Source organism: Nocardioides sp., from assembly GCF_047602075.1.
In the GTDB taxonomy this organism is placed as follows: Bacteria; Actinomycetota; Actinomycetes; order Propionibacteriales; family Nocardioidaceae; genus Nocardioides.
Map to the genome: position 1 here is coordinate 1,618,083 of NZ_JASGIF010000001.1, position 23,247 is coordinate 1,641,329.

At 68.0% G+C, this 23,247-nt stretch carries 17 protein-coding genes; 5 read left to right on the top strand and 12 right to left on the bottom strand.

Annotation, left to right across the window (positions count from 1 at the left end; genetic code table 11):
* Window positions 1-15: 15 nt before the first annotated feature.
* The 4 genes from QM714_RS08165 to QM714_RS08180 form a co-directional block, all read right to left on the bottom strand.
* Entirely contained in the window at window positions 16-300 is a 285-nt protein-coding gene (locus QM714_RS08165; RefSeq protein ID WP_415099324.1) for an SHOCT domain-containing protein, read from the bottom strand.
* A 70-nt stretch (window positions 301-370) separates the two neighbouring features.
* The gene (locus QM714_RS08170; protein WP_415099326.1) at window positions 371-790 is read right to left on the bottom strand and encodes a DUF6325 family protein; all 420 of its coding nucleotides are present in this window, start codon (window positions 788-790) and stop codon (window positions 371-373) included.
* Window positions 791-905: 115 nt separating this feature from the next.
* Window positions 906-7,892 (bottom strand): DUF5979 domain-containing protein, encoded by a 6,987-nt coding sequence (locus QM714_RS08175; RefSeq protein ID WP_415099328.1) that lies wholly within the window; start codon window positions 7,890-7,892, stop codon window positions 906-908.
* A 288-nt stretch (window positions 7,893-8,180) separates the two neighbouring features.
* Window positions 8,181-10,811, bottom strand: a complete 2,631-nt coding sequence (locus tag QM714_RS08180) for a LuxR C-terminal-related transcriptional regulator (RefSeq protein WP_415099330.1) — start codon at window positions 10,809-10,811, stop codon at window positions 8,181-8,183.
* Between the two features lie 112 nt (window positions 10,812-10,923).
* Here QM714_RS08180 and QM714_RS08185 point away from each other — a divergent pair, with 112 nt between their 5' ends.
* Both QM714_RS08185 and QM714_RS08190 read left to right on the top strand, forming a co-directional pair.
* Window positions 10,924-12,081 (top strand): acyl-CoA dehydrogenase family protein, encoded by a 1,158-nt coding sequence (locus tag QM714_RS08185; protein WP_415099332.1) that lies wholly within the window; start codon window positions 10,924-10,926, stop codon window positions 12,079-12,081.
* A gap of 12 nt (window positions 12,082-12,093) precedes the next feature.
* Window positions 12,094-13,185 carry an acyl-CoA dehydrogenase family protein gene (locus QM714_RS08190; RefSeq protein WP_415099334.1) on the top strand — a complete coding sequence of 364 codons (1,092 nt, stop codon included), beginning with the start codon at window positions 12,094-12,096 and terminating at the stop codon, window positions 13,183-13,185.
* A 20-nt stretch (window positions 13,186-13,205) separates the two neighbouring features.
* Here the strand turns inward: QM714_RS08190 and QM714_RS08195 are convergent, their stop codons facing one another.
* Window positions 13,206-14,744 carry an endonuclease/exonuclease/phosphatase family protein gene (locus QM714_RS08195; protein WP_415099336.1) on the bottom strand — a complete coding sequence of 513 codons (1,539 nt, stop codon included), beginning with the start codon at window positions 14,742-14,744 and terminating at the stop codon, window positions 13,206-13,208.
* A gap of 131 nt (window positions 14,745-14,875) precedes the next feature.
* On the opposite strand from QM714_RS08195, the gene QM714_RS08200 reads away from it, so the two are divergent.
* Window positions 14,876-15,484 carry a calcium-binding protein gene (locus tag QM714_RS08200; RefSeq protein WP_415099338.1) on the top strand — a complete coding sequence of 203 codons (609 nt, stop codon included), beginning with the start codon at window positions 14,876-14,878 and terminating at the stop codon, window positions 15,482-15,484.
* A 24-nt stretch (window positions 15,485-15,508) separates the two neighbouring features.
* Here the strand turns inward: QM714_RS08200 and QM714_RS08205 are convergent, their stop codons facing one another.
* From QM714_RS08205 to QM714_RS08225, 5 genes are all read right to left on the bottom strand, one after another.
* On the bottom strand, window positions 15,509-16,336 hold the full coding sequence (locus QM714_RS08205; protein WP_415099340.1) for an amino acid ABC transporter ATP-binding protein: 828 nt from the start codon (window positions 16,334-16,336) through the stop codon (window positions 15,509-15,511).
* A complete protein-coding gene (locus QM714_RS08210) occupies window positions 16,311-17,234 on the bottom strand; it encodes an amino acid ABC transporter permease (RefSeq protein WP_415099342.1) in 924 nt (307 codons plus the stop codon). Before QM714_RS08210 ends, QM714_RS08205 begins: the two co-directional genes overlap by 26 nt.
* Before the next feature lie 7 nt (window positions 17,235-17,241).
* Complete coding sequence (locus QM714_RS08215; RefSeq protein ID WP_415099344.1) at window positions 17,242-18,162, bottom strand: transporter substrate-binding domain-containing protein; 921 nt, start codon at window positions 18,160-18,162, stop codon at window positions 17,242-17,244.
* A gap of 161 nt (window positions 18,163-18,323) precedes the next feature.
* A complete protein-coding gene (locus QM714_RS08220) occupies window positions 18,324-18,668 on the bottom strand; it encodes a hypothetical protein (protein ID WP_415099346.1) in 345 nt (114 codons plus the stop codon).
* A 41-nt stretch (window positions 18,669-18,709) separates the two neighbouring features.
* Window positions 18,710-19,270, bottom strand: coding sequence for a helix-turn-helix domain-containing protein (locus QM714_RS08225; protein WP_415099348.1), 561 nt, complete (start codon window positions 19,268-19,270; stop codon window positions 18,710-18,712).
* A gap of 93 nt (window positions 19,271-19,363) precedes the next feature.
* Here QM714_RS08225 and QM714_RS08230 point away from each other — a divergent pair, with 93 nt between their 5' ends.
* The gene (locus tag QM714_RS08230) at window positions 19,364-20,992 is read left to right on the top strand and encodes an FAD-dependent oxidoreductase (protein WP_415099350.1); all 1,629 of its coding nucleotides are present in this window, start codon (window positions 19,364-19,366) and stop codon (window positions 20,990-20,992) included.
* 106 nt (window positions 20,993-21,098) lie between these two features.
* Complete coding sequence (locus QM714_RS08235) at window positions 21,099-21,530, top strand: Fur family transcriptional regulator (protein WP_415099352.1); 432 nt, start codon at window positions 21,099-21,101, stop codon at window positions 21,528-21,530.
* Between the two features lie 5 nt (window positions 21,531-21,535).
* On the opposite strand, the gene QM714_RS08240 is transcribed toward QM714_RS08235, so the two are convergent.
* Both QM714_RS08240 and QM714_RS08245 read right to left on the bottom strand, forming a co-directional pair.
* On the bottom strand, window positions 21,536-22,210 hold the full coding sequence (locus QM714_RS08240) for a TIGR03943 family putative permease subunit (RefSeq protein ID WP_415099354.1): 675 nt from the start codon (window positions 22,208-22,210) through the stop codon (window positions 21,536-21,538).
* A complete protein-coding gene (locus QM714_RS08245; protein ID WP_415099355.1) occupies window positions 22,207-23,172 on the bottom strand; it encodes a permease in 966 nt (321 codons plus the stop codon). Before QM714_RS08245 ends, QM714_RS08240 begins: the two co-directional genes overlap by 4 nt.
* Between the last annotated feature and the right edge of the window lie 75 nt (window positions 23,173-23,247).

The following is a 23,247-nucleotide window of genomic DNA, read 5'->3' on the forward strand; positions in this document are numbered from 1 at the left end:
CCAGCGGCGGCCAAACTAGATGCCGAGGATATGCGCCTTCTTGGCGCTGAACTCTTCCTCGGTGAGGACGCCCGCGTCACGCAGCTCACCGAGTTGGCGCAGCTGGGCGATCATCGGGTCCTCGGCTGGCGCCGCCGACACCGGGGCCGCGACCGGAGCCGGGGCCGGTGCAGCCGGGGGCGGCTGAGGCGTCGCAGCGGTAGCGTCTTGGGCGGCCCAGCGCTGCTGCTGGCGACGCTGCACCCGCCCGTGCACTGAGCTCGCGACGGCGGCCCGACCAGCGGTGCGCAACAGACTCATAGTTGTCTCCTCAACTCTGTCCAGTTCGATCCTGCCCAGTTCAACCCTGCCCAGTTCAACCCTGCCCAGTTCAACCCTGCTCGGTCGCGTCGATCGACTCGACCAGGTCCTCGACCAGGATCGGACCCTCCGAGACCACGGTGGCGCCCTCGCCCTCCCACGCCTTCAGCGCAGGCAAGAGAGTCAGGTCCTCGTAGACCACGACGATGCCGACGCCACCGGGGACGAGCTTGTCGGCGACCACGGCGATGTCGTCGTTGTCGATCAGTCCAGACGACGCACCCGCGAAGGTCGGTGCGCCCACCTCGGCCGCGTCGACCGTGGTCACCGATCCGTCGGCCGACTTCGCGACGAACTCCACGTCGAGCACCAGGATCCGCCCGGTGTCGACGAGCGCGGCGAGCTGGTCGAGCCCCGCCGATGGAACGGGGGTGGATGCGAAGGCCACGACCACGTAGTTGATCGGCCCTAGGTCACTGTCGAAGCTCATGGCGAGATGGTATCCGCCACGCCGTTCGCGCTGCGCGGCGCCCATCCACCAGCGATCTGTGGGATGTGGCCCATCCCCGGCGGCCACATCCCACAGATCCCCACAGTCTCGCGGGTCAGCCGGTGCGACGCCGCCGTCCGGCGTACACCCCGGCGGCACCGAGGGCCAACAGCAGACCACCGACCCACAGCATCCACGGCGAGATGTCCGAGCCCGTGCCCGGCAGGTGACCGTCGTTGCCATGGTGATGGCCGTTGTTGGTGTCCGACTCGTCGACGAAGCGGTTGGTGAACAGCACGCTCACGCCACCGGTCTGCGTGCCCGCCAGGTCGACGTTCACACTCGTGCCGGACTTGACCGCACCGTCGTCGCCGCCCTTGACCCGGACGGTCGTGCTATCGGCCCCTCCGGTGTCGGTCTCCTTGACGGTGCACCGCGCCGAGGACGGCAGGTGGTGATAGCTGGCGTGGTAGTCGTTGCGCGCCGAGAGGACACGATCGGCACCACCGGGGACGTCGAACGCGACGCGATCACCGTCGACCAGCCAGGTGCAGGTGGCGCGGACCGTGAACGGCCCATGCGCACCGGGCGCGTCCAGCGCACCGACGATCTTCTTGTCCACCTCGAACCCGGTCAGGTCGAAGGTGTTGGTCGCCGTGACCGCCACCTGGGTGGTTCCGCCGTCCTGATCCGGAGCAGGGATGACCACCGTGCCGTCCTCGGGGTCGAGGACGCTGGCCGACGCTCCACCAGTGCCGGTCTCGCTCACCACACAGGTCGTGCCCACCGGGTAGGGACCAAGGGTGCTACTACCGCCCCGGGCCAACTCGATGGAGTCGTCGAAAACGTCCTGGCCCTGGTAGGTGCACAGCACATCGAAGGTGAAGGGACCGGCACCGTACAGGTCCGCGCCTTGACCGTCGACGACCTTGGTCAGGGTCAGCGTGCCGGCGTCGTAGGCGTTCGTGACGACGACCTCGGCGGGCTCGGTCCCCGGGGTCACCGTGGCCGTGCCGTCGCCGTTGTCGACCACGTTGTCACCGGTGATCACGATGTTGTCGGCGAAGAAGCTGTCGGTCTCCGCCAGGTCGCAGGTCGCGCCGACCGGGATCGTGTTTTCCGGCGCCGTGAACGTCTCGTCGGCGTCCAGGCTGAACTCCAGCAGAGTCGTCCCATCACCATCGAAGTCGATCGGGTCGCCGGCGCCATCGGTGCAGGCGAGCGTGAACTGGAACGGGCCGAAACTGGCTCCGGTGGCCTCGGTGTCGACGTGCTTGGTGACCGACAGGCCGCTGAACTGGTAGTCGTTCGTGATCGTTGCGATCTGTGCCGACGGGACATCCTGCTCGTCAACCGGCTGAGTCGGATCGGTGGGTTCGGTCACCTGGAGGGTGGTCGGCGTGCCGTCGCGGCTCGTCTCGCCGAACTCTCCGACGTCGCCCTGCTCGGCCACGGTGCACTCCGAGCCGAGCGGGATGCCGTCGATCCGATGGCTGTAGCCATTGCCGTCGTTCAACTCGACCACCGCGTCGTCACCCAAGTCGAGTGGAACCTGATCGGCGCCGCTGCCGAAGGTGCACGCCACGTCGACCAGGAACTGGTCTGGTGCATGCGAGGCGGCGGCTCCGGTCACCCTCTTGTCGATCTGGATCGAACCGAACCGGAGGTGGACGCCGACCCTGCTCGGGGCGATCTTGCTGTCGTTCGCCGCGTTGGCGTTGTGGTACTTCACGCCGAACTGGTTCCACGCGAACTCGTCGGTGCCGGGAACCTCCGTCGACGCGCCGCTGGGGTCCCCGGCGGTCATCGGGACATTGATCGTGGAGAAGTTCACGTCCACAGTCTGTCCGGGAGCCAGTGCCCCTGCCGCGGTCGGCCCGAAGTCCATGGTGATCCGAAGACCGGTCACCTGGCTCCAGTCCGTGCTGCCCGAGGCCGCGGTCCAGACCTCGCCGTTCTGTTCGCACGGGGCCTGGTTCTGCAGGTTGGCCCAGGTGCCCACACAGACGTTGGGACTGCTGGTGGTCTCGATGGTGTAGCCCGCCAGGTTGGGGGCGGTCACCTTCAGCGAGCCCGGCACGATCTGCGGGCGGTACTGCGATCCGCGCGCGGCGCCGGAGATCAGCGAACTGTCACCGGCCACCGGGAGCTGATCGAAGATGATCATCCGATCCACGTTCACCGTGCCGGCATTCGCCGCGTGCAGCACCCAGTCGTCGGTGCCGCCAAGGGTGCTGTGCGACACGCAGGGCGCCCGGTAGAAGCGGCCATCGGCCGCGACCGTGTCACCCGGCGTGGCTGTCAAGGTCGGGGCACAGCTCGCGCCGCTGTTCGGGTTGTAGGCACCGCCGTCGGCCGTGCTGTCCAACGACCCGCGGACACCCTTGACGGTGAACAGGTTGGGCCCGGTGATGACGCCGACATAGTCGGTCGTGCCGCAGGTGTGCGGATCAGTTGCGTAGTCTTCGGTCGTGCTGCCACCGGCCTGGATGTTGGTGCAGCGACTGAGTTCCTCTTCGGTCTGCACGGTCATGGTGTTGGTGGCCGTCTCGCCGGCGCTCAGGCCTGGCTGCAACTCGAGCGGGAGGATGATCTCGAAAGTCTCACCCGGCTGCATCGTCCGCCCGCCGGTCGGCCAGGTGAAGGTCAGCGTCCTTCCGTCGGCAGAACTGCTCACGGTGACGTTCTCCGACAGCGTGCCGCTGGGCTCAGCGGTATAGGTCGGCTCGGTGCTGCCGGTGTAGACGAGCTCGGGTGGCAGCACGTCGCGCAATTCGGTCACCGTGAGCACGCCAGTTCCCGTGTTCTCGAAGGTGAGCGCGAAGGGAACGGTGTCACCCACGCTGGCCAGCCGGTTGCCCTCGTTGGTCAACTTGTGGACGGCTATCTCGCGGGTGCCGTGCGACAGCTCGATCTGGGCACCAGTGGCCTTCTCCTCGGAGTTGTTGCCGTCTCGACGGATCGCCTGCGAGGTCTGGCTGTTCTGGTAGGTGCCCTCGAACTCGACCGGGTCGCCGGAATCCAGGTAGGTGTCGCGCACTTCGACGGTGAAGACCGCGGACGCCGACCAGTTAGCCGCCGGGACGCCGCTGAAGTAGCCGCCGTCAGCCCGGGTGTAGGTGATCCGGATGCCCTGGATGTCGGGATACGACGCCTCGGCCACGGGCACCTCCGGGGTGCTCGCCGCCGGGGTGCCGGTTGCCCAGCCGAGTGCTCCGCCGGCACCGAACGGACCGTAGACGTCAACCTGGACACGGTCGGCACCGGCCGGCAGGGTGATCGCCCCCAAACCGGTGAACTGGAAGGTGTTCCAGAAGCCGACCGAGTCGGCTTGGTCCTCGATCACCACCGAGGACGGCGGCAGGGTGCTGCGGGGGTTGGAGCCCTGGTTGGCGCCCAGGGTCACCGTGACGGGAGCGTCCGGGTCGGCTTCGTAGACCACGCCCGGCGAGACCGACTTGGTCGGGGTGATGTTGATGTCCCCACCGGTCAGGTTGACCTGAGCGTCATCGACGTCACCGGTCACGGTGCCGGGCGAGGTAACCGGGTCGTAGGACTGGGCGAAGACGCGGTTCGGCACCTCGACGTTCTGACCCGCCGACAGCACCTGATCCGCACCAGAACTGCGCAGCGTGGTGCGCAGTTGGGTGCTCATGGTGACGCTCAGCAGGTTGTCCTGGGTGATGGTGCCACCAGTCGACGCCGGGTCGGCACCCTGGAAGGTCACGCTGATCCCGACGATCGTCTCCGGGTTGGTCAGCATGGCGTTGACCGCGGCAGCAGTGGTCTGCTCGGCGGTGTAGGTGCCACCTTGGTAGCGCAACAGCCACACGACGCTCTGGGAGAGGTCGACCTGCCCGGGGATGCTGGCGGCGATGTTGATGCCGGTGAGGTTGAACCGATCGAACGGCGTGCCCATGGCCGAGTCGGTCAGGTAGTCGACGCTGCCGTCGGTCACGAACGGGTTGCCGGTGGCGCCCGCTGCGGTCGCGGCGGTCTGGCAGTCACCGAGAGCGGTGTCGCTGCAGGTTGCCGGGTCGGTGACCCGGACATAGGAGGCCCGAGCAGTCGAGGTGTTGTGGGCGACCATCTGCCACGAGGCGGTCGGGTAATCGGCCGCCGAGGTTCCCGGGTCCGGCATGGGCACGAAGATCGGGTCCGCCGCGGTCACCGACTTGTCCACCGCGACACCGGGCTCGGGGTCGAGGATCTGGATGGTGTCGTTGTCTGTGTCACGCACCGCGGCGCTGCCGTCCAGTGGCACACCGTCGAGGGAGGTGGTGTTGTCGACGATCCCTTCGTCAGCGGTGTTGTACTGCTCATCGCCGACCACGAACGACCCGTCGGAGCGCTTCTGGTCCCGCACCTGCCAGGTCAACGAGAACGTGCGGTCCGCGCTACCCCAGCCCACACCCGAGCCAGGAGCCGGCGCGAACGGGTCGAAGGACGCGCCGGTCTGCTGAGCCGCGGTCCGGGCTGCGTCGTTGGGCTCGAGCACCAGGCGGACTCCAGTGGTCCGGGACCGCTCAGCGGCGCTCAGCGTGTAGCCGACGAACGCGCCGCTCGCATTGATCCAGCCGGCCGCCGGGGTGGTGACCGTCTCCCAACTGCCGGTGATCGAGTTGAAGAGTTGAACAGCGGTGATGGTGTCGTACTTGAGATACCAGCCGTTCGAGTACGGCTCGCTGCTGGCCGCGATCGGGTTGATCTGGACCAGGTCGAAGGCGTCGAACACCGTCCCGGCCGGGCTGGCGTATCCGCTGGCCGGGTCGCTGATCGTCACCGAGCCGAGGCCCTCCGCGACGTTCCAGGTCAGGTTGCTGGTGGCCTGCTGACTCGACTGGGCATTGACCGACGACTCCACCCAGTTCTTGGTGATGTCGGCCGGGCCAGGTCCGCCTTCGTGGGTGATCACGGTGCCCTGGCCGACATCGGTGTCGTCGTCGTCGAGACTCTTGCCTCCGGCCGACTCACCCTCGACCTGAGCAGTGGCGGTGTTCTGGTAGGAGGTCGCTTGGTCGTCGCCGGGTGTCACCGCACCGCCGTCGCGCTGCGTACTACGAGCGGAGTAGACGATGTTGGGTGTGACGGTGACGTCGGCCGGGAAGTCGGCGTTGGTGTAGGTGAACCGGATGCCTTGGGCCTGTTCCGGGGTCAGCCCGAACGCGTCGAGCGCGGTCGCCAACTCGGCATTGGTCATCTGGAAGACGGTCGCGCCCGTCTGCGGACCGTACGCCGGAAGGTCGTGCCAGACGCCGTCAGGTCCCTGCACAGCCACCACGAGCGTGGTGCCGCCAGGCACCTGCGTTGGCGCGATGGCCTGGAGGTCGAAGGCGTTCCAGAACTCGTTCGCACCGTCGGCCCAGGAGTCCTCCACCACGATGGTGTCGAGAGTGACGCCGTCACCCTGTGCGGTGGCGTTGGTCTCCAGGGAGGCGATCACCTGCTCGCCCGGCTCGACCGCGGTGGACGGGCGCACACTCTTGTTGAGAGTGACATCGACGCTCGGGTTGATGATCGTCAGGGTGTCGGTGTCACTGTCTTCGCCGGTCAGCCCGTTGGCGGCGGTGACCTCGGCGTCGACGGTGTTGCTCAGGTCGCCGACGGCATCCTCGGTGGTGTCGATATCGAAGACGATCTGGCTGGGCGCGTTGGCCTGGATGGCATCGCCTGTCCAGGTGATCGCGAAGCCGGAGATCGGCATGCCCGGCGCATTCGGAGTCGCCCCGTCGGCAAACGACGTAGTGACCGAGGCACCACCGTCGAGCGGGTAGTAGGTGATGGTCGCGGCGGTCGCGCCAGCTGGCCAACTCGGTGCCGAAGTGAACCCGCCGAAGGTCACCTCGTCGGTGAAGAAGTCCAGGTCGGACACGGTCATCTCGGTGACCGGGACGGCACCGTTGCTGACGCTCAGCGTCGCCACCGAGGTCTGGCCGGCGGTGATGCGGTTCGGGGAGATGTCCTTGGTGGCCTCGACCGACGGGACCGACGGGAGGACGGTGTAGTCGTCGGTGGCGTCCCCGGTGACCGGGGCGTCCCCGCCAGTGACCGACACCGAGCCGACCGCGACGTTGTTGACCCGGTGTTGGGCAGTGGACAGATCCGACCCGTCGTTGCGGTGGGTCGCACGTTGGGCTAGACCCACGTCGACGCTCATCTGCGCATTGGGCGCCATGGTGCCCGTGCAGGTGATCCGGATGCCGCCGACATCGTCATTGGCCACCCCAGCGGGCAGGTTGAGAGTCGGCGCTGCGACGGAGTTGCCCTCGACCCAACTCCACGTCCCGCCGCTGAGCACGTAGGCGTCGACTTGGACGTTGGTGCAGCCAGCAGGGAGCGAAACTCCGCTGAATCCGGTGAAGTTCGTGATCGTGAAGGGGTTGGTCGCATCCAGGTTCGCCGCACCGTCGGGCGCCGCCTTCGGATCCTGGATAGCCATCGTGTTGACGGCTGCGTTCGAGGTGTTGGTGACGCCGAGCGCCATGTTCGACGCCGCTCCCGGGTTGAACGCCTGGCTCGCCGGGGTCCACGTCTTGGTGGTGTTGACCGCGATCTCGGTGGGGGACTGGATGTTGACTGTCGCGCTGTCTTGGACCGGATTGGCGTTGGACGCCGTGGCGTGCGCGGTATTCACGATGTCGGCGCTGACCCCTGCCGGATAGTCGTCGGGCACCCGGAGACTGATCTGCACCGTGAGTGTCTGGCCGTTGATCAGCCCAACGCCGACCGGGTCATCGGTCACCTGGGCCATGTCGACGACGAAGCCGGTGTCGGTGCCAACCTCCGTCGGCGGCACCGAGGTGCCGCCGGGGTTCCAGGTGACTGTCCGAGGAATGGTCCCGGTGCTCGGGGTCATCACGACATTGACGATGTCGAAGCCGGCTAGCTCCGTCGGCAACGTGTCGGTCAGCTGGGCGTCGAGACAGTCCGCCTCGGAGCACGTGACCTGGATGGTGTAGGTGAACGTCTGCCCGGGCTCTGGCTGCGACTCGTCAACGGTCTTGGTGATCTGTAGGTAGTCTTCCGCAGCGTGGGCAGGAGTGCCGAGAATCGGCAAACCGAGGACGACCAAGAGGCCGACGAATGCCGCTCTGATCCACATCTGTCCAAGCGAGGGCGTGCGTCGAACTCCGAGCAGTCTCATCAGTCCCCCAGATCTCAGGTCTGTTTAGGTAGAGGGCAAACGGGCCCATGGCCCGCGCTGCCCGGTCGTAAGCGGCAAACGCGCGCATAGTACTACACACTGGGGCTTCCTGATGCGGCCCGACCAAGCAGCGACGAGCGTGGGTCCAAACTGCCCGTGGGATATCCAGCCGAAACGATTCAGCCCCCAGTGGCATGGACTCTGCCGCACCAGACCGCCGGAGCGGAAGGCCCCATGCTCCCCAATTCATCCGCGAGGACGCACACTTGGTCCCGGGACCAGCGGAGCCTCGACCAGGCCGAGTTCGCGCGCGACGATCAGAGCGGACTGGCGCGAGGAGACGCCGAGTTTGCGGTAGATGCTCTGTAGTTGTGTCTTGACGGTGTGCGGAGACACGAAGAGTGCCTCGGCCACCTCGCGGATCCCTTCGTGTTCTGCGAGCGCGGCGAGCACCACCGTTTCGCGCCGAGTCAGGCTCGCCGTGGCACGCCCGACAGATTGGACGGACGACAAAGGGATGTCGAGATAGCGGCGCAGGGCCGCCGACCTCCGTTCGCAAGCGAACTCCCACAGCGCTCGCCGGTCCCGGGGGTCGAGCAGAGCAACGTGCATCCGCGGCCCAGAGGTCTCCCATGCCACGGCAGCGGAGTTCAGCCACAACCAGGCCGGTTCGGCCTCACCCTGTCGGAGCGCTGCCACCGCGCCGACCGTCTGGGTCTCGACGCGTGAACGAATCGTGTGGCCGGGGAGGTCGAGGAGGAGGCGAGTCTGCTGCAGCGCCTCGCCGTCACGTCGCGCCCCGAGCAGCCACGTCACCCTGGCCGACGCCAGAAAGGGGCTGTCCTCGGGTTGCGCCTCGAGCAGCCGCCGGGCCGCGCGATGATCACCGCTGGCCATCCACGCGCTCGCGAGGACGGCATGCAGTTGGGCGGTGGCGACGTTGTCGCCCGCGCCAGGCGGAGGGGTCGTTCCGGCAAGCTCCCTGGTGACCCGCTCGGCCTCTGCGTGCGCTTGGCCGAGTCCGTGCTTGGCTAGCACCCAGGCCGAGGTGACAAACGGCCAGTACTCGTTGGTGCGCATGTATGCGTGGGTGTCCCGAAGAACCGCTGCCGCTCGCTCGAAGTCGTGTCGGTCGAGGCACACGTAGGCTTCGGCCAGCAGACCCAGACCGTTCAGCGAGGTCTGGCGCATCTCGGGTGGCCAGGCGCTTCCATCGATCGAGGTGACGATGGCCTCGGCCGCCATGGTCTCCCCGGCGAACGCATGGATCGCCGCGGCATAGACCGTCGAGTAGTTGCGCGGGGCAGGCGCGGAGCACAGGGCCACCGAGCGGTTGGCGGTCGCGAGAGCCTCCTCGACCAAGCCGCCCTGCCAGATCGAGAAACTCAACTGCCGAAGGATCGTCCCCACGTGCTCGCTGAAGCTGCCGAGCACGGCAGCCGGGATCTCATCGACCAACCGCAGCGCCTCCAGGCACTCGGTGGACGACCCGTGCCAGTCCCCGGCAAGGCGCTGGGCGACGGCTCGCATGCTGAGGTGTGAGAACGCATCGATCGACGGCTCGATGTACGGCGGTCGCGTGGATGAGTCGACCGCAATCTGGAAGACGCGAGGCGCTTCGAGGCGTCGCAGGGGGTTCGCCATCAGCGCTAGGCCGAGCCCGAATGCCAGCATCGGGTGCTCGCTCAGCCTGGTCTCGGGAACCTTCTCCAACACCGGAAGGAACCGGTCGGTGATGTAGCTGTGCGGATTGCTGATCAGAAGCGAGATGACCACGCGGTCGGCGAGGGCGTAGTCCTCGCCGTCAACAGCGAACCGCAGCGCTTGGTCGACGACCTCCTCGTTCTCGAGCAACCACAGTGCGGTGGTCGTGCAGGACCGCCGAAAACGCTCGGCGTCATCGAGGGCGCGGGCCCGGAACGTGTCGCGGATGGTTTCGGCGTACTGAAAGACCGGCCGGTTCCGGGCGTAGGGAATCCACCGACCGAAGCCGTTGCGCTCAAGCATCTCCAAGAGTTCCAGCGGGGCTGGGTGTCCGCTCAACTGCTGGGCTAGCTCAAGGTCGACATAGGGCGGCACGCTGGTGTCGGTGACGAACTGGACCGCGACCGGGTCGGGCAACAGGGACTCGAGCCTGGCCGCCACGACCGCGTCCCACTCCATCGAGTCGACTCGCGGGATCCGACCAAGCTGCGCCAGCGCGAGCACGACGGCACGCACTGTCAAGGGGAACCCACGGGTCGCGTCCCCGACCGACACAGCCAAGTCCCCATCGTCGATCCCGGTCTGGGCGGCGACCAAGGTGGCGATCTCGCCGGTGGTCAAGGCCAGCTCGGCCAGCGTGATCACGCGGACCAGCCCGCCGCCTGGCAGATCCAGGTCCACCAGATCGGTGCGCCCCCGGGTGGTGATCACGACCCGTAGCTCGGGCACAGCGGCGAGGAGCCGCGCAAGGTCGGCGTCAATCGCCGACGTCAGGTCCGCCAGATGCTCGTAGGCGTCCAGGATCACCGCGACGGGGCCGACGTCAGCAAGCAACCTGGTCGCGATCCGAACCGGATCGCCAGCCAGGCTGAGCTCCTCCCCCGCTTGAGCAGCCGCCTCCTTCGAGAGATCGCCGTGACGCGTTGCGCTGCTCGCGACATGTCGCCAGAAGGCGTCCCGGGTCGTGAAACCGCCTCCGAGCGAGACCCACAGGGTCGCTCCGCAGCGGTCCGGCTGGAGCGCCCAGCTGCGAAGCAGGGTGGTCTTGCCCGAACCACTCGGACCCTGGACGACACAGACCCGGAGCAATGGCGAGTCGAGGATTCGGAACAGCCGGGGTCGGTCCACCACTCCAGCGATCGCCGCAGTGCCGGTGCTACTCGTCGAGGCCACCTGCCCAGTATCCATGGAAGTGCGATCCATCGCGCCCCCGCCAGATGGCGCGGGGTAGCGTGAGACGCCCGTCCCAGCAGCCGCCCGTCCCAGCAGCCTTGAGGAGCAAAGCATGGATCTCGCCCTGACCGCCGAGGAGCAGGCGTTCCGCGAGGAGATGCGGATCTTCTTCACCACCGAGGTTCCCGCAGAGATCCGGGACCAGACCCTCGCCGGCTGGCACACCAGCAAGGAGGACGTGGTCACCACCCAGCGGATCCTCAACGCCCACGGTCTGGCCGTGCCGAACTGGCCGGTCGAGTGGGGCGGGCGCGACTGGACGCCCCTGCAGCGCCACATCTGGCACGAGGAGCTGCAGCTCGCGGGGGTGATCCCGCCACTCGCCTTCAACGCGAACATGATCGGTCCGGTGATCGCGAACTTCGGCAGCCAGCAGATGAAGGAGCGCTTCCTACCGCCCACCGCCAACCTCGACATCTGGTGGTGTCAGGGGTTCTCAGAGCCCAACGCGGGGTCGGATCTTGCGTCGCTGACCACCCGGGCGGTGCGCGACGGCGACGAGTGGGTGATCAACGGACAGAAGACCTGGACGACCCTGGGGCAGCACGCCGACTGGATCTTCGTGCTCTGCCGCACCGACCCGGAGGCCAAGAAGCAGGCCGGCATCTCGATGCTCCTGGTGCCGATGGATGCCGACGGCGTCACGCTGCGCCCGATCCAGCTGATCGACGGCTCCTTCGAGGTCAACGAGGTCTTCTTCGAAGACGTCCGAGTGCCAGCCGACCTTCTCGTCGGCGAGCTCAACCAAGGCTGGACCTATGCCAAGTTCCTTCTCGGCAACGAGCGGGTGGGGGTCGCACCAGTCGGCTCCACCAAGCGCAACCTGACTCGGGTCAAGAAGGTCGCCGCCGGCAACGGCAAGCTCGCCGACCCGCTCTTCGCGGCACGCGTCGTGGAGGTCGAGAACCAGCTGCTCGCCTTGGAGCTGACCGCGTTGCGCGTGGTCGCGAACTCCGCCGACGGCAAGCCCGATCCCGCCTCCTCGGTGCTCAAACTCAAGGGCACCGAGCTGCAGCAGGCGGTCACCGAGCTCCTGGTCGAGGCCGCCGGCCCACTCTCGGTGGCGTCGGGGGGTGGCGACGGCTCCGACGTTCCTGTCTGGGCCCGGCTGGCCGGGCCGACCTACCTCAACTTCCGCAAAGCCTCGATCTACGGCGGCTCCAACGAGGTGCAGCGGCAGATCATCGCCGGCACCATCCTCGGGCTGTAAAGGAGCACATCCATGGACTTCCTGCGCGACCACGAGCAAGAAGCGCTGGCCGATGCGGTCCGCTCACTGCTGAAGGGGTACGACGCCGAACGGCGCCGCACCGTCACCGAGACCGACCCCGGCTTCGACGAGGAGATCTGGCAGGGCCTCGCCGAGATGGGCGTGCTCGGCCTGCCCTTCCCCGAGGATGTGGGCGGCAGCGGCGGCGGCCCGGTCGACGTGGCTGTCGTCGCCGAGGAGATCGGTGCGGTGATCGCGCCCGAGCCGTTCGTGGAGGCGGTCGTGCTCACCGGCAGCCTGATCGCCGCTTGCGGCTCACCCGAGCAGCAGACAGAGCTGCTCGGGTCGCTGGCATCCGGTGAGATGGTGCCGGCGTTCGCCTGGCTCACCACGCGTGGCCACGAACTGCACGTGAACGACGGTCGGGTCACGGGCGTCGCGGAACCAGTCCTCAACGGCGGACGCGCCGACGTCTTCGTGGTGCTGGCCGACGACACCCTTCACCTGGTGGATGCCGCGAACACCGAGCGGACGTCGTACCGCACTCTGGACGGCGGCCGCGCCGCGCGGGTCGCCTTCGACGCGGCTCCTGCTCGGCCTCTCGGCGCAGGCGGCGACGCCACCGAGGCTGTCGAGCAGGTGCTGGCGGCGACACGGATCGCCTCCTGCCACGAGTCACTGGGCGCGATGGAGACGGCCCTGCGGCTGACGACCGGCTACCTCACCACGCGCAAGCAGTTCGGCGTCACCCTCAACCACTTCCAGGCCCTCACCTTCCGGGCCGCCGACATGTACACCTCGCTCGAGCTCACCCGCAGCATCGTTACCTGGGCCACCATGGTGCTGGCCGACCCCCGCTCGACCCCCGCGCAGGTGCGCGACGCCGCCGCCCGCGCGAAGCTGCAGGTGAGCCGGGCCGGTCGACACATCGGCCAGGAGGCGATCCAACTGCACGGTGGCATCGGGATGACGATGGAGTACGCCGTCGGCCACCTGGTCGCCCGACTGACCACCCTGGACCACCTGCTCGGCGACGGCGATGCCCAGGTGGCGGCGCTCGCACCCAGGCTCGGCGACTACGAGGTGCTCGAGCCGCTCCCGTAGCCGCCGGTCGATCGGCAAGATCAGCGGACGGTGAAGGTGGCCGAGCCAGCGCTGGCGTACTGATCGGTGAGCAGGTAGCGCACGACGTAGCGTCCACGCGGCAGGGGCCAGGGCCTGCCCTGCTGGTCCCGACCGAGGACCAGCTCGCCGTCCGTCGTCGGCGGGAGTGCGCCGGCGTCGTGGCCGCCGGTGTAGGCCCAGACCAGGTAGTCGTCACTCTCCGGGTCCGCCGCACCGGCGCGGTAGACCCCGATCCAGTCCCACCGGTTGGCCGGCCCGTCGGTCCAGCTCACCGTGATCGGGTCGCCCACCGCGTAGGTCGATCGATCAGTGGTGAGACTGACCTGCGCATCACGCGGCCGGACGTAGAGCTCGTTGCTGGCGACGACCTGGCCGTCCGCATCGACCAGGTCCACCTGGTAGGAGCCCGGCTCGAGATCGCGCGTGCCGAATCTCTCCGATCCAGCGGCATCGGACAGGTCGCGTGACATGGTGCTAGGCCCGGTCAGGGTGATCCTGCCGCCCGAGGCATCGTCTCGACCGTCGACCGCTGCGGGCAGGCGATAGGTCACCGTCACGGTGTCACCCACGGTCAGCATCCGGCTGGACAGCGCCACCGTCGTCGGGATGGGGACTGGGGTGACACTGAGGTCGGACAGCACGGCCCGGTGGTCGGAGGTCCATCGCGGATAATCTCGGTCGACGCCTTCTCCCCCGCGCTCGCCGACCACCTGGCTGTCGTGGACGGTGATCGGGCCGCCGACATAGGCGAAGTCGATCCGACGCGGCATGCTGTGGCCCCGACCCGCGACCTGGCCCCAGGTGTTGCCCGGGTCGGTGCGCGGATCCGGGTGCGCGACGCGGTAGGAGTCGCGCAGCCCGGCGCCGACGAGCGCCTCACTGACCGGCCACGCCACCGGGCCGATCCCGTCGTGCTGGTCCGCTGTCTGCCCGGTCCAGTCCAGGTGGGAGGGCTCGTTCAGGTCTCCGGTGAACAGCACCGGCCAGCCTTGGTCCAGCAGCCGGGTCGCCGATGGCAGCAGCTTGTCGATCGAGGAGAGTCTGATCTCCTGCTCGTCAGCGAGCACCTTGGCCACGGGCACCCCACGCTGGAGCCGGTTGGGGCCGTCCTTGACGTAGTCGAGGTGGGTGTTGATCATCGCGATCGCCTCGCCCGGCCGCACCTCGAGGTAGGCGTAGAGCCCGTCGGCGCCCGACGGCTCGAGGATGGGGTACTTCGAGAGAATCTGCAGACCGACGTCGTAGTAGGGATAGTCGGCAGCGGCCGCGATCTCTGGCAACCGGTTGTAGGACTCGAGCACACCGACGACATCGGCGTCGAGGTCGGCCAGGACGGCGTCGGTGGCGGCCGTGCCGCCGTACTCGACGTTGAAGACCGCCAACGACAAGGACATCGGGTCCTCCGTCGCGGCTGAGGACGGCGTGCCGGCGGCCGTCGCCAGCGGAGGTCCCGCGCCCAGATCCTCGGTCGACGTGCTGCATGCGGCTAGCGCCGCAGCGACGAGCAGGGCCGCGAGATGGGCCCATCGGATCTTCATCGTCGACCTGCCTGTCTGGCTTGTTCATCGGACCTTACTGAATGTTCAGTCAGGCTGTCGATAGCCGTCCGGACTCGCCATCTCGGGGGAGATGTGCAAAGGTCGAGGACCCCCACAGCCAGGAGATTCTCTTGACTCGCTTGTTCGTAGCACTCTGTCTTGCCCTCGGAACCATCCTCGCGATCGGTGCCAGTCCGGCCTCCGCGAAGGGTCTGCCGCCGCTCATGCTGGGCCCCGGAGACGCCGGCGTCCACGACGTGAAGGACAAGGCGATCATTCGGATGTCGAAGTTCGGATTTGTCTACATCGCCGGGCAGCAGCACTCCCATCTCACCGTCAAGTACGTGGAGAAGACCGACAGCCTGCGCTATCGCGACACCCGCACCAAGCACGCTTCTCGGATCGCCAAGGGCTGCCACCGCGAGAAGGTCAAGAAGGGCATCTCGGTGGTGTGCAAGATCCCGAAGAAGTTCAACCACCGCAAGATGTTCGTCCAGGTCTGGCCGCGGTTGGGCAACGACTTCGTCGACGGCCACACCCTGCCCGCTCGCTTCCGCCTCTGGGTGCTGGCCGACGCCGGCAACGACATCGTCAAGTGCGGCAAGGGCGCCGACTTCGTCAATGGCGCCAAGGGCAACGATCGTGTCTGGGGCGGCCCGGGCAACGACTGGCTGCGCACCGGGCCGGGTCGCGACTACATCAACGGCGGTCCGGGCAAGGACCGGATCGCTCCGGGCTGAGTCGGAGGGCTAGGCCGGCGCGGGCTACAGCACCGCCTCGAGGAACTGTCGGGTCTCCGGGTTCTGACTCTGACCGAAGATCTGGGCAGGTGGGCCCTGCTCCAAGATGACGCCCTCGTGGAAGAACGCCATCCGGTCGGCGACCTCGCGCGCAAAACCCATCTCGTGGGTCACCACGAGCATGGGCATGTGTCGCTCGATCGCCAACCGCTTCATCACCGCCAGCACCTCGCCGGTGAGCTCGGGGTCCAGCGCCGAGGTGGGCTCGTCGAAGAGCATCACCTCGGGCTGCATCGCGAGCGCCCGGGCGATCGCCACCCGCTGCTGCTGACCGCCGGAGAGCCGGATCGGGTGCTCCTCGGCCCGGTCCGCGAGGCCGACCTCGGCAAGCAGATCCATCGCTCGGGCCCGCACCGCTTCTTTCTCCATCGAGGTGCCGGTGAGCTCGGCCTGCGCTTTCCGGTCCCCGCGGCTCAGCGCCAACGGGCCGGCCATCACGTTCTCGACGGCGGTCATGTGCGGGAACAGGTTGAACTGCTGGAACACCATGCCGGCAAACAGTCGCACTCGACGGATGCGCTCGCGCTTGGCCCGGGTGCGATGGCCGCCGCCGAGGTGTTGTCCGGCGATCTCGATCGTCCCTCCACTGGGATCCTCGAGGAAGTTGACGCAGCGCAACAGCGTCGACTTCCCCGAGCCGGACCGGCCGAAGATGACGATCACTTCGCCCTTGTGCAGGTCGAGGGAGACGCCACGCAAGACTTCATTGTGGCCGTAGACCTTGCGCAGATCGCTGATCCGGACGATCACGTCGCGGTTCAACACCTCAGGCAGATGGGCCGCCTCCGGCATGGCTACCTCCTAACACCATCGGCTCTACGAACCGCCCGCCCTTGGCGTCCCGGACGTAGCCGCTCTCGAGCCGCTTCTCCATCCGCCGCTGGAAGAACGAGAACACGGCGGTCAGCGCCCAATAGAGACCAGCCGCGACGATGTACGCCTCGAGGTTCTTCAAGTCGGCCTTGCCGACCAATTGGGCCCGGCGGAAGATCTCGGCGCTCTCCACGGTCACACCGAGGAAGGAGACCAGCGCGGTGTCCTTCATCATCGCGATGAACTCGTTGCCGGTCGGCGGGATGATCACCCGCAGCGCCTGCGGGAGGACCACCCGGCGCATCTTGGTCCAATAGCGCATGCCCAGCGCGTCGGCGGCCTCGCCCTGCCCGTGCGCGACCGATTGGATGCCGGCGCGGAAGATCTCGGTCATGTAGGCGCCGTAGTTCAGCCCGAGCGCCAACGTGCCGGCCTGGAGGGACGAGAGGGTCAGCGTGTGCGAGAAGTTCGTGCCGAGGCCGGGATACCGATCGACCAGGTTGTTGGCGATCTGCGGCAGCGCCAGGTAGATCAAGAACATCTGCACGATGAGCGGCGTGCCCCGGAAGAAGGAGACGTAGAACCCGGAGACGCCGTAGGCGATCGGATTGCTCGACAGGCGTCCCAGCGCGCCGAACAGGGCCAGGATCACCGCGAGAACGATGCCGCCGATCGCCATCTGCATGGTGAAGCGGACGCCCTTGGCGATGAACCCTGTGTTCTGCTTCATCCAGTCGGTGTCGAACTGGGAGAGCGCGAAGAACGTCGCCACCACCGCGAACAGCAGCAGCCAGACCACGGCGACCTTGAGATTGAACGGGACCCGGGCGCTGGCGAGAGCGGCCCGCTCTCGCCAGCCCGGGGCTTCGTCGATCACGACAAGATCAGTTCTGGACGGTCAGGTCGAGCCCGTCGTACCACTTCTTCGACATGTTGCTGAGCGTGCCGTCAGCGTGCATGTCGGCGACGATCTTGTTCGCAGCCTCGGCCAGGCTGGTCGAGTCCTTCTCGGAGCTCTTGTCGAAGGCAGCCGACAACGGCTCGTAGAACACCGGGTCGCCGACGATCTTGACCGGGTTGCCCGCGTCGACGTAGCCCTGCGCGGTGGTCGATGAGGTGATCACCGCATCGAGACGGTTGCCGTCACCGAGGGCGAGGTCCTGCAGCGCGGTGGTGTCGGTGTCGTAGCCCTTGATGACGGCGTCATCGATGATGAAGTCGAACGTGAAGCCCTTGATGGCCAGGGTCTTCTGCAAGTACTGGTCGTAGGTGCAGCCGCTGCAGACGCCGATCGTCTTGCCGTCCAGGTCCGTGGAGAGATCCTGCACCGAGGTGTTGTCCTGGTGGACCACGACGACGGCCGGCGTGTAGTAGTAGGGATCGGTGAAGTAGAGCACCTTCTGCCGGTCGTTGGTCGGCGTCATCGAGCCCACGCTCATGTCCCAGCGGCCGTTCCAGCTGCCTGCGGTGATGACGTCCCAGGAGGGCGCCTCCCAAGCGATGTCCACCCCGAGTCGCTTGGCGATCTCCGTGGCCACGTCGATGTCGAAGCCTTCGTACTCCCCCGTCTTCGCGTTCAGCTTGGACTGCGGTGGGTACGCCGGGTCCGTCGACACCGTGAGCACTCCCTTGTCGCAGATCTCAGCCAGCAGGTCGTCGGCGGCATCCGTGGTCGAGCAGACGGTCCCGGTGCCGGCCTCCGTCTTCGATGAGGAACCGCTGGAATCGGTCTTGGCGTCCCCGCACGACACCAGCATCAGGCTGGACAGCACAGCGGCGGACGCGACGAGCAGTGCTCGGCGCATATCACTTCTCCCTCGGCAGACAACGTCCCAGATGGTGGACGTGCAGAGAATCGCACGCCATCCCCGTCAGCGGAAGGCGTCACACGCGAAAATGACCGTTCGGTAACCACTCTGCAACCAAATCGGTCGCCACAGGTCGCACCGACCGCAAATCCGTGGACTCAGCCGACGAGGCCGACCATCTCCGCCAGCGCGTAGAAGGCGAGCAGCCAGCAGGCCACGGCAACGACGGCATAGGGCACCCGGAACCGGTGTCCGAGCCGCCACAGCCGCAGCGCACCGAAGGTCGCGGTCACCGTGCCGAGGACCTGCAGCACGAACCCGATCGGACCGAGCACGACGCCGAATGCTCCGACGGCAGGCGCGACGACGTACTGCAGCATGCACCGCAGGCCGGAGACATAGAGCCCTACGTGGACGGCGGCGCGCGCGTCGCCGACGGGATCGGCAAGCGGATCCGCCTCGGGCGCCGACGAGTCGCCCGCAGGGAGGTCAACCGAGGCCATGACGGAAGGCTAACCCACTGCGCCGCAGCCGGTCGGGCTGCTCACTCCGCCACCGCGGTGTGCGTGTGCATCCGCATGCCGTCGTCGTTGAAGATGCTGAGCACCTGGGCGGGCCGGGAGCCGACGGCGGACATGCTGTGCGGGACGCGAGTGTCGAACTCGGCTGCCTCGCCCCGGGTGAGGACGAGGTCCTGGTCACCCAGGATCAGCCGGAGCCGCCCCGAGATCACATAGAGCCATTCATAGCCGTCGTGGACGCGCGGCTCGGGAGGCGTAGTCGCCGGCGGATAGGTGATCTTGTAGGTGCGGATCGGCGCACCCTCGGGCGCGAGTGGGGCGATGACCAGTCCGTCCCTGCGGATCACCGGCCTGCGCACGCGAGGGTCGGTCTGCTCCGGTGGGATCAGGTCGTCAATCCGCACCCCGAGCTGACGGGTCAACGGCAGCAGCAGCTCCAGGCTCGCCTGCCGTTTGCCGGACTCCAGCCGAGACAGGGTGCTGACCGAGATGTCCGCCCGTGAAGCGAGCTCGGCCAGGGTCAGCCCGCGGGCATGCCGCAGACTGCGCAACCGCGCACCGATCTGCTTCAACTCCTCGACCATGGGGCCTCCCCTCAACGCACTCACGGCGAAGAGATCTTTGCGAATACCGCAAGAATGTTTGTCATTATCGCAGATTGCGACTGGACTGTGTCCATGACTGACGCGCCCATGACCAGACCGCAGGCACCCGAGCGTGACGACCGCTGGGATGCCATCGTGATCGGCGGTGGCCCGGCCGGGCTGTCTGCCGCGCTGATGCTGGGGCGGGCACGCCGTCGCGTGCTCGTGCTGGACGCAGGGAGCCCCCGCAACCGCTTCGCCACGCACATGCACGGCGTCTTGGGCCGAGAGGGCACCAACCCGCTCGAGCTTCTCGAGAGCGGCCGGGCCGAGTGCGCGTCGTACGGCGTCGAGATCCGATCCGGCGCCGCGGAGCGCGTCGACGACGGCGAGGACGGCCTGACCGTCACCCTGGCCGAGCCGCTCGACGTCGACCCTGCCAGCAGGGATCTCTCCACCAGGGCGCTCCAGGCACGTGCAGTGATCGTCGCCAGCGGGATGACCGACGAGTTGCCGGAGATCCCCGGGCTGGCCGAGCAGTGGGGCACGCGGGTCCTGCACTGTCCCTACTGCCACGGCTGGGAGGTGCGCGACCAGCGCCTGGGGCTGCTCGCCACCTCACCGTTCGGCCTGCATCTGGCGCAGCTGGTGCGGCAGTGGAGCAACCGCTTCGTCGTCTTCACCGCCGGGATCGGCGAGCTCGACGAGTCGACCGAGCGGCGCCTGCGATCGCGCCACGTCGAGCTGGTCGACTCCCCCGTCACCGAGATCGTCGACCAAGGCTCGTCCCTCGGTGTGCGCACCGCTGATGGCCAGGTGACCACGGTCGACGCCCTGTTCACCGGCGCCAGCGGTCGACCCCACGACGGCTTCCTCGCTCACCTCGACCTCGCCCGCACCGACACTCCGATGGGCAGCTTCCTCGCGACCGACCGAGTCGGCCAGACCAGCCATCCGCGCATCTGGGCGGTCGGCAACGTCGCCGACCCGTCCGCGAACGTCCCAGCCTCGATCGGCACCGCCTCGTTCACCGGCGCGATGGTGAATGCTGTCCTCGTGGAGGAAGACTTCGACGCCGCCGTCGAGAGCACCTGGCCGACGGTCGCGCCCGTGGACTTCTGGGAGGAGCGGTACGCCGACGCCGCCGACCGGGTCTGGTCGGGACGGGCGAACCAGACCCTCGCCGACATCGCCGGTGGCCTCTCGGTCGGCCGTGCGCTCGACCTGGGCTGCGGGGAAGGGGCGGACGTGGTCTGGCTCGCCCAGCAGGGCTGGTCGGCTACCGGCATCGACATCTCGCCCACGGCGATCCGGCGGGCGACCGCTGCCGCCGAGGCTGCGGGGCTCCCCCCGGGCCGGGCTCGTTTCGTCGCCGGAGACCTCTCCACGCTGGCCGACGACGGCCCCTACGACCTGGTCACCGCGAGCTTCCTGCACTCACCGGTGGAGCTGCCGCGCAGCGAGATCCTGCGCCGGGCGGCCGACCTGGTCGTGCCCGGCGGGCACCTGCTGATCACCTCCCACGCAGCGGCACCGCCGTGGGCCGATGCCTCGGCCCACGAGCACCGGTTCCTCACCCCGGCCGAGGAGCTCGAGGAGCTGGCCCTGGACACCAACGCTTGGAAGACCATGCTCGCCGAGATCCGCACCAAGCAGGTCACCTCACCTGACGGCGAGCCGGCCGAGCTCGACGATGCCGTCCTCCTGCTACGTCGACTCTGATCTGCAGGCGCCACTTCGAGGTCTGGCATCACTTCTCCGAAAGCCACCAGCAGCCGATCTCCCCGCGGCCCGGTAAGTTGGGGCCGAGCCAACGAGTGGAGGACCGATGCCAGCCAGCGAGCCGGGGCCGACCGTGCGTGCGGGGACCCGTGAGCGCTCGACTCGCCAGTTCAACGCGATCATCGAGGAACTGGAGAAGTCCCCCGACTTCCGCAGTGCCCAGGACATCCACGCGACCATGCGGGCAGGCGGGAACACCGTCGGGCTCGCCACGGTCTACCGCGCCCTCCAGTCACTCGTCGACTCGGGTCAGGCCGACGTGTTGAAGACCGACTCGGGCGAGTCGGCGTACCGCTCCTGCAGCCAGACCCACCATCACCACCTCGTCTGCCGCTGGTGTGGTCGCGCGGTCGAGATCCAAGGCCCGGCGGTCGAGCGCTGGGCGGACGCGATGGCCGAGAAGCACGGCTACACCGAGGTCAGCCATACCCTCGAGCTCTTCGGCACCTGTGCCGACTGCGCTCGGCAGCGCGCGTAGGCCGGCTACCCGTAGGGGTTCTTCGGCGGTGGCAGGTCGACCACCTCCGTCGCGGTCATCTCGGGCGGTGTTGCCGGGTCGGCGCCGGTGCCTGCGACCCAGACACCGGTGACCCGCACCCACTGGTCCCGGGGCGGTGCGGGATGTCCGAGGATCTTGATCCGCTCGACGACCGCATCAGCGGCGCAGCAGAAGATCACCAGCCGGGTGAGATACCACCCTCCCTGGTGATCGGTGCTCACGAAGCCTTCGATCCGGACGGTGGCGTCGGTCAGCCCCATCACGTCGTCCGGCTGAGCGGCTCCCCAGGTGAACTCGTCCAGGCCGAGGTCGACCGGTCCCCTGCCGTGGTGGACCCGAACCACCGATGGACTGGCAGGGCGCGGAGGCGGCTGTGCGGACCGACGCTCGGCGAGGTAGGCGCCGAGCGGTGGCGGCGCGACCGCGAACACGATCAGCACCGGCAAGACCAGCAACCAGGTCGGCCACGGAACCCGCTCGGCGCTGCCGCCCAGCCCGAGCGCGGGGCGGATCGCCATCACGAGCAACACCAGGCCGGTGACGAGCAGCGGCCACCGCATCCAGGGCAGCACGAAGCGGAGGTACTCCCCGGTCAGGGCCAGCCGCACCAGGACGGCGGCAAGCAGCGCCACCACGATGCCTTGCGTCTTCGCAGTCATAGCAGGATCCACCCCGCGGTCAGTGCCGTGAGCACGGCCACCACCAAGACGACCGGGACGAACTCGCGCGCGAAGCCGATCCCGAACTGGCCGGACTCCATCGAGGCGAGCTTGATGTCCATCGCCGGGCCGACGACGAGGAAGACCAACTTCGCCGAGTCGGAGAACGACGTCAGGCTCGCGGCGACGAAGGCGTCGGACTCCGAGCAGAGAGCTGCGACGAAGGCGAAGGCGCCCAAGGCGAGCGCGCCGAGCAACGCATGCCCGGCGACGGCATCCAGGATGCGTGGCGGCACGAAGGTGTTGATCGCCGCGGCCGCCATCGCCCCGATCACCAGGAAGCCTCCCGCATAGAGGAAGTCGTGCAGCGCCGCGCCGAGGAAGGTCTCCTCGTGCTCGTGCACGCGTGCTCGCTGCTCCAGACGCAGGCGGTCGCCGCGCGCCAGGCACCACCAACCCACCAGGATGGCGGTCACCAGGGACGCGCCCACCCGGGCGAACACCATCGCGTGGTTGCCCCGGAAGGCGACCGCCGTCGAGACGATCACCGCTGGATTCACCGCGGGGGCGGCCAGCAGGAAGGTCAGCGCAGCGGCCTGGTGGAGCCCGCGGCGCATCAGCCCGTCGGCGACGGGGACCGCGGCGCACTCGCACCCAGGCAGACCGACACCGGCGATCCCGGCAACCGGCACCGCCAGCACCGGATTCTCCGGGATCAGCCGACGCAGAGCGCCCTCGGAGAGGAACCGAGAGATCGATGCGGACAGGAGCACACCCGCGACCAGGAAGGGCGTGGACTGGACGACCACAGCGACGAACATCGTGCACCAGGTGCGCAAGGCCTCGCCATCGAGCGCCTGTCGGACCCAGTGCTGGCCGAGCATGACCGCGAGCGCCGCGAGCGCGACGAGCTCGGCCTGGCCGATCCATCGCCTCCTCGGCGTCGTGTCGAGCTGTGTCATCGCTCCCTCCCTCCCGGTAGCGATTATGATTATCGTCTACGTTAGGTTGTACGACGACACGACAGTCGCGGACGA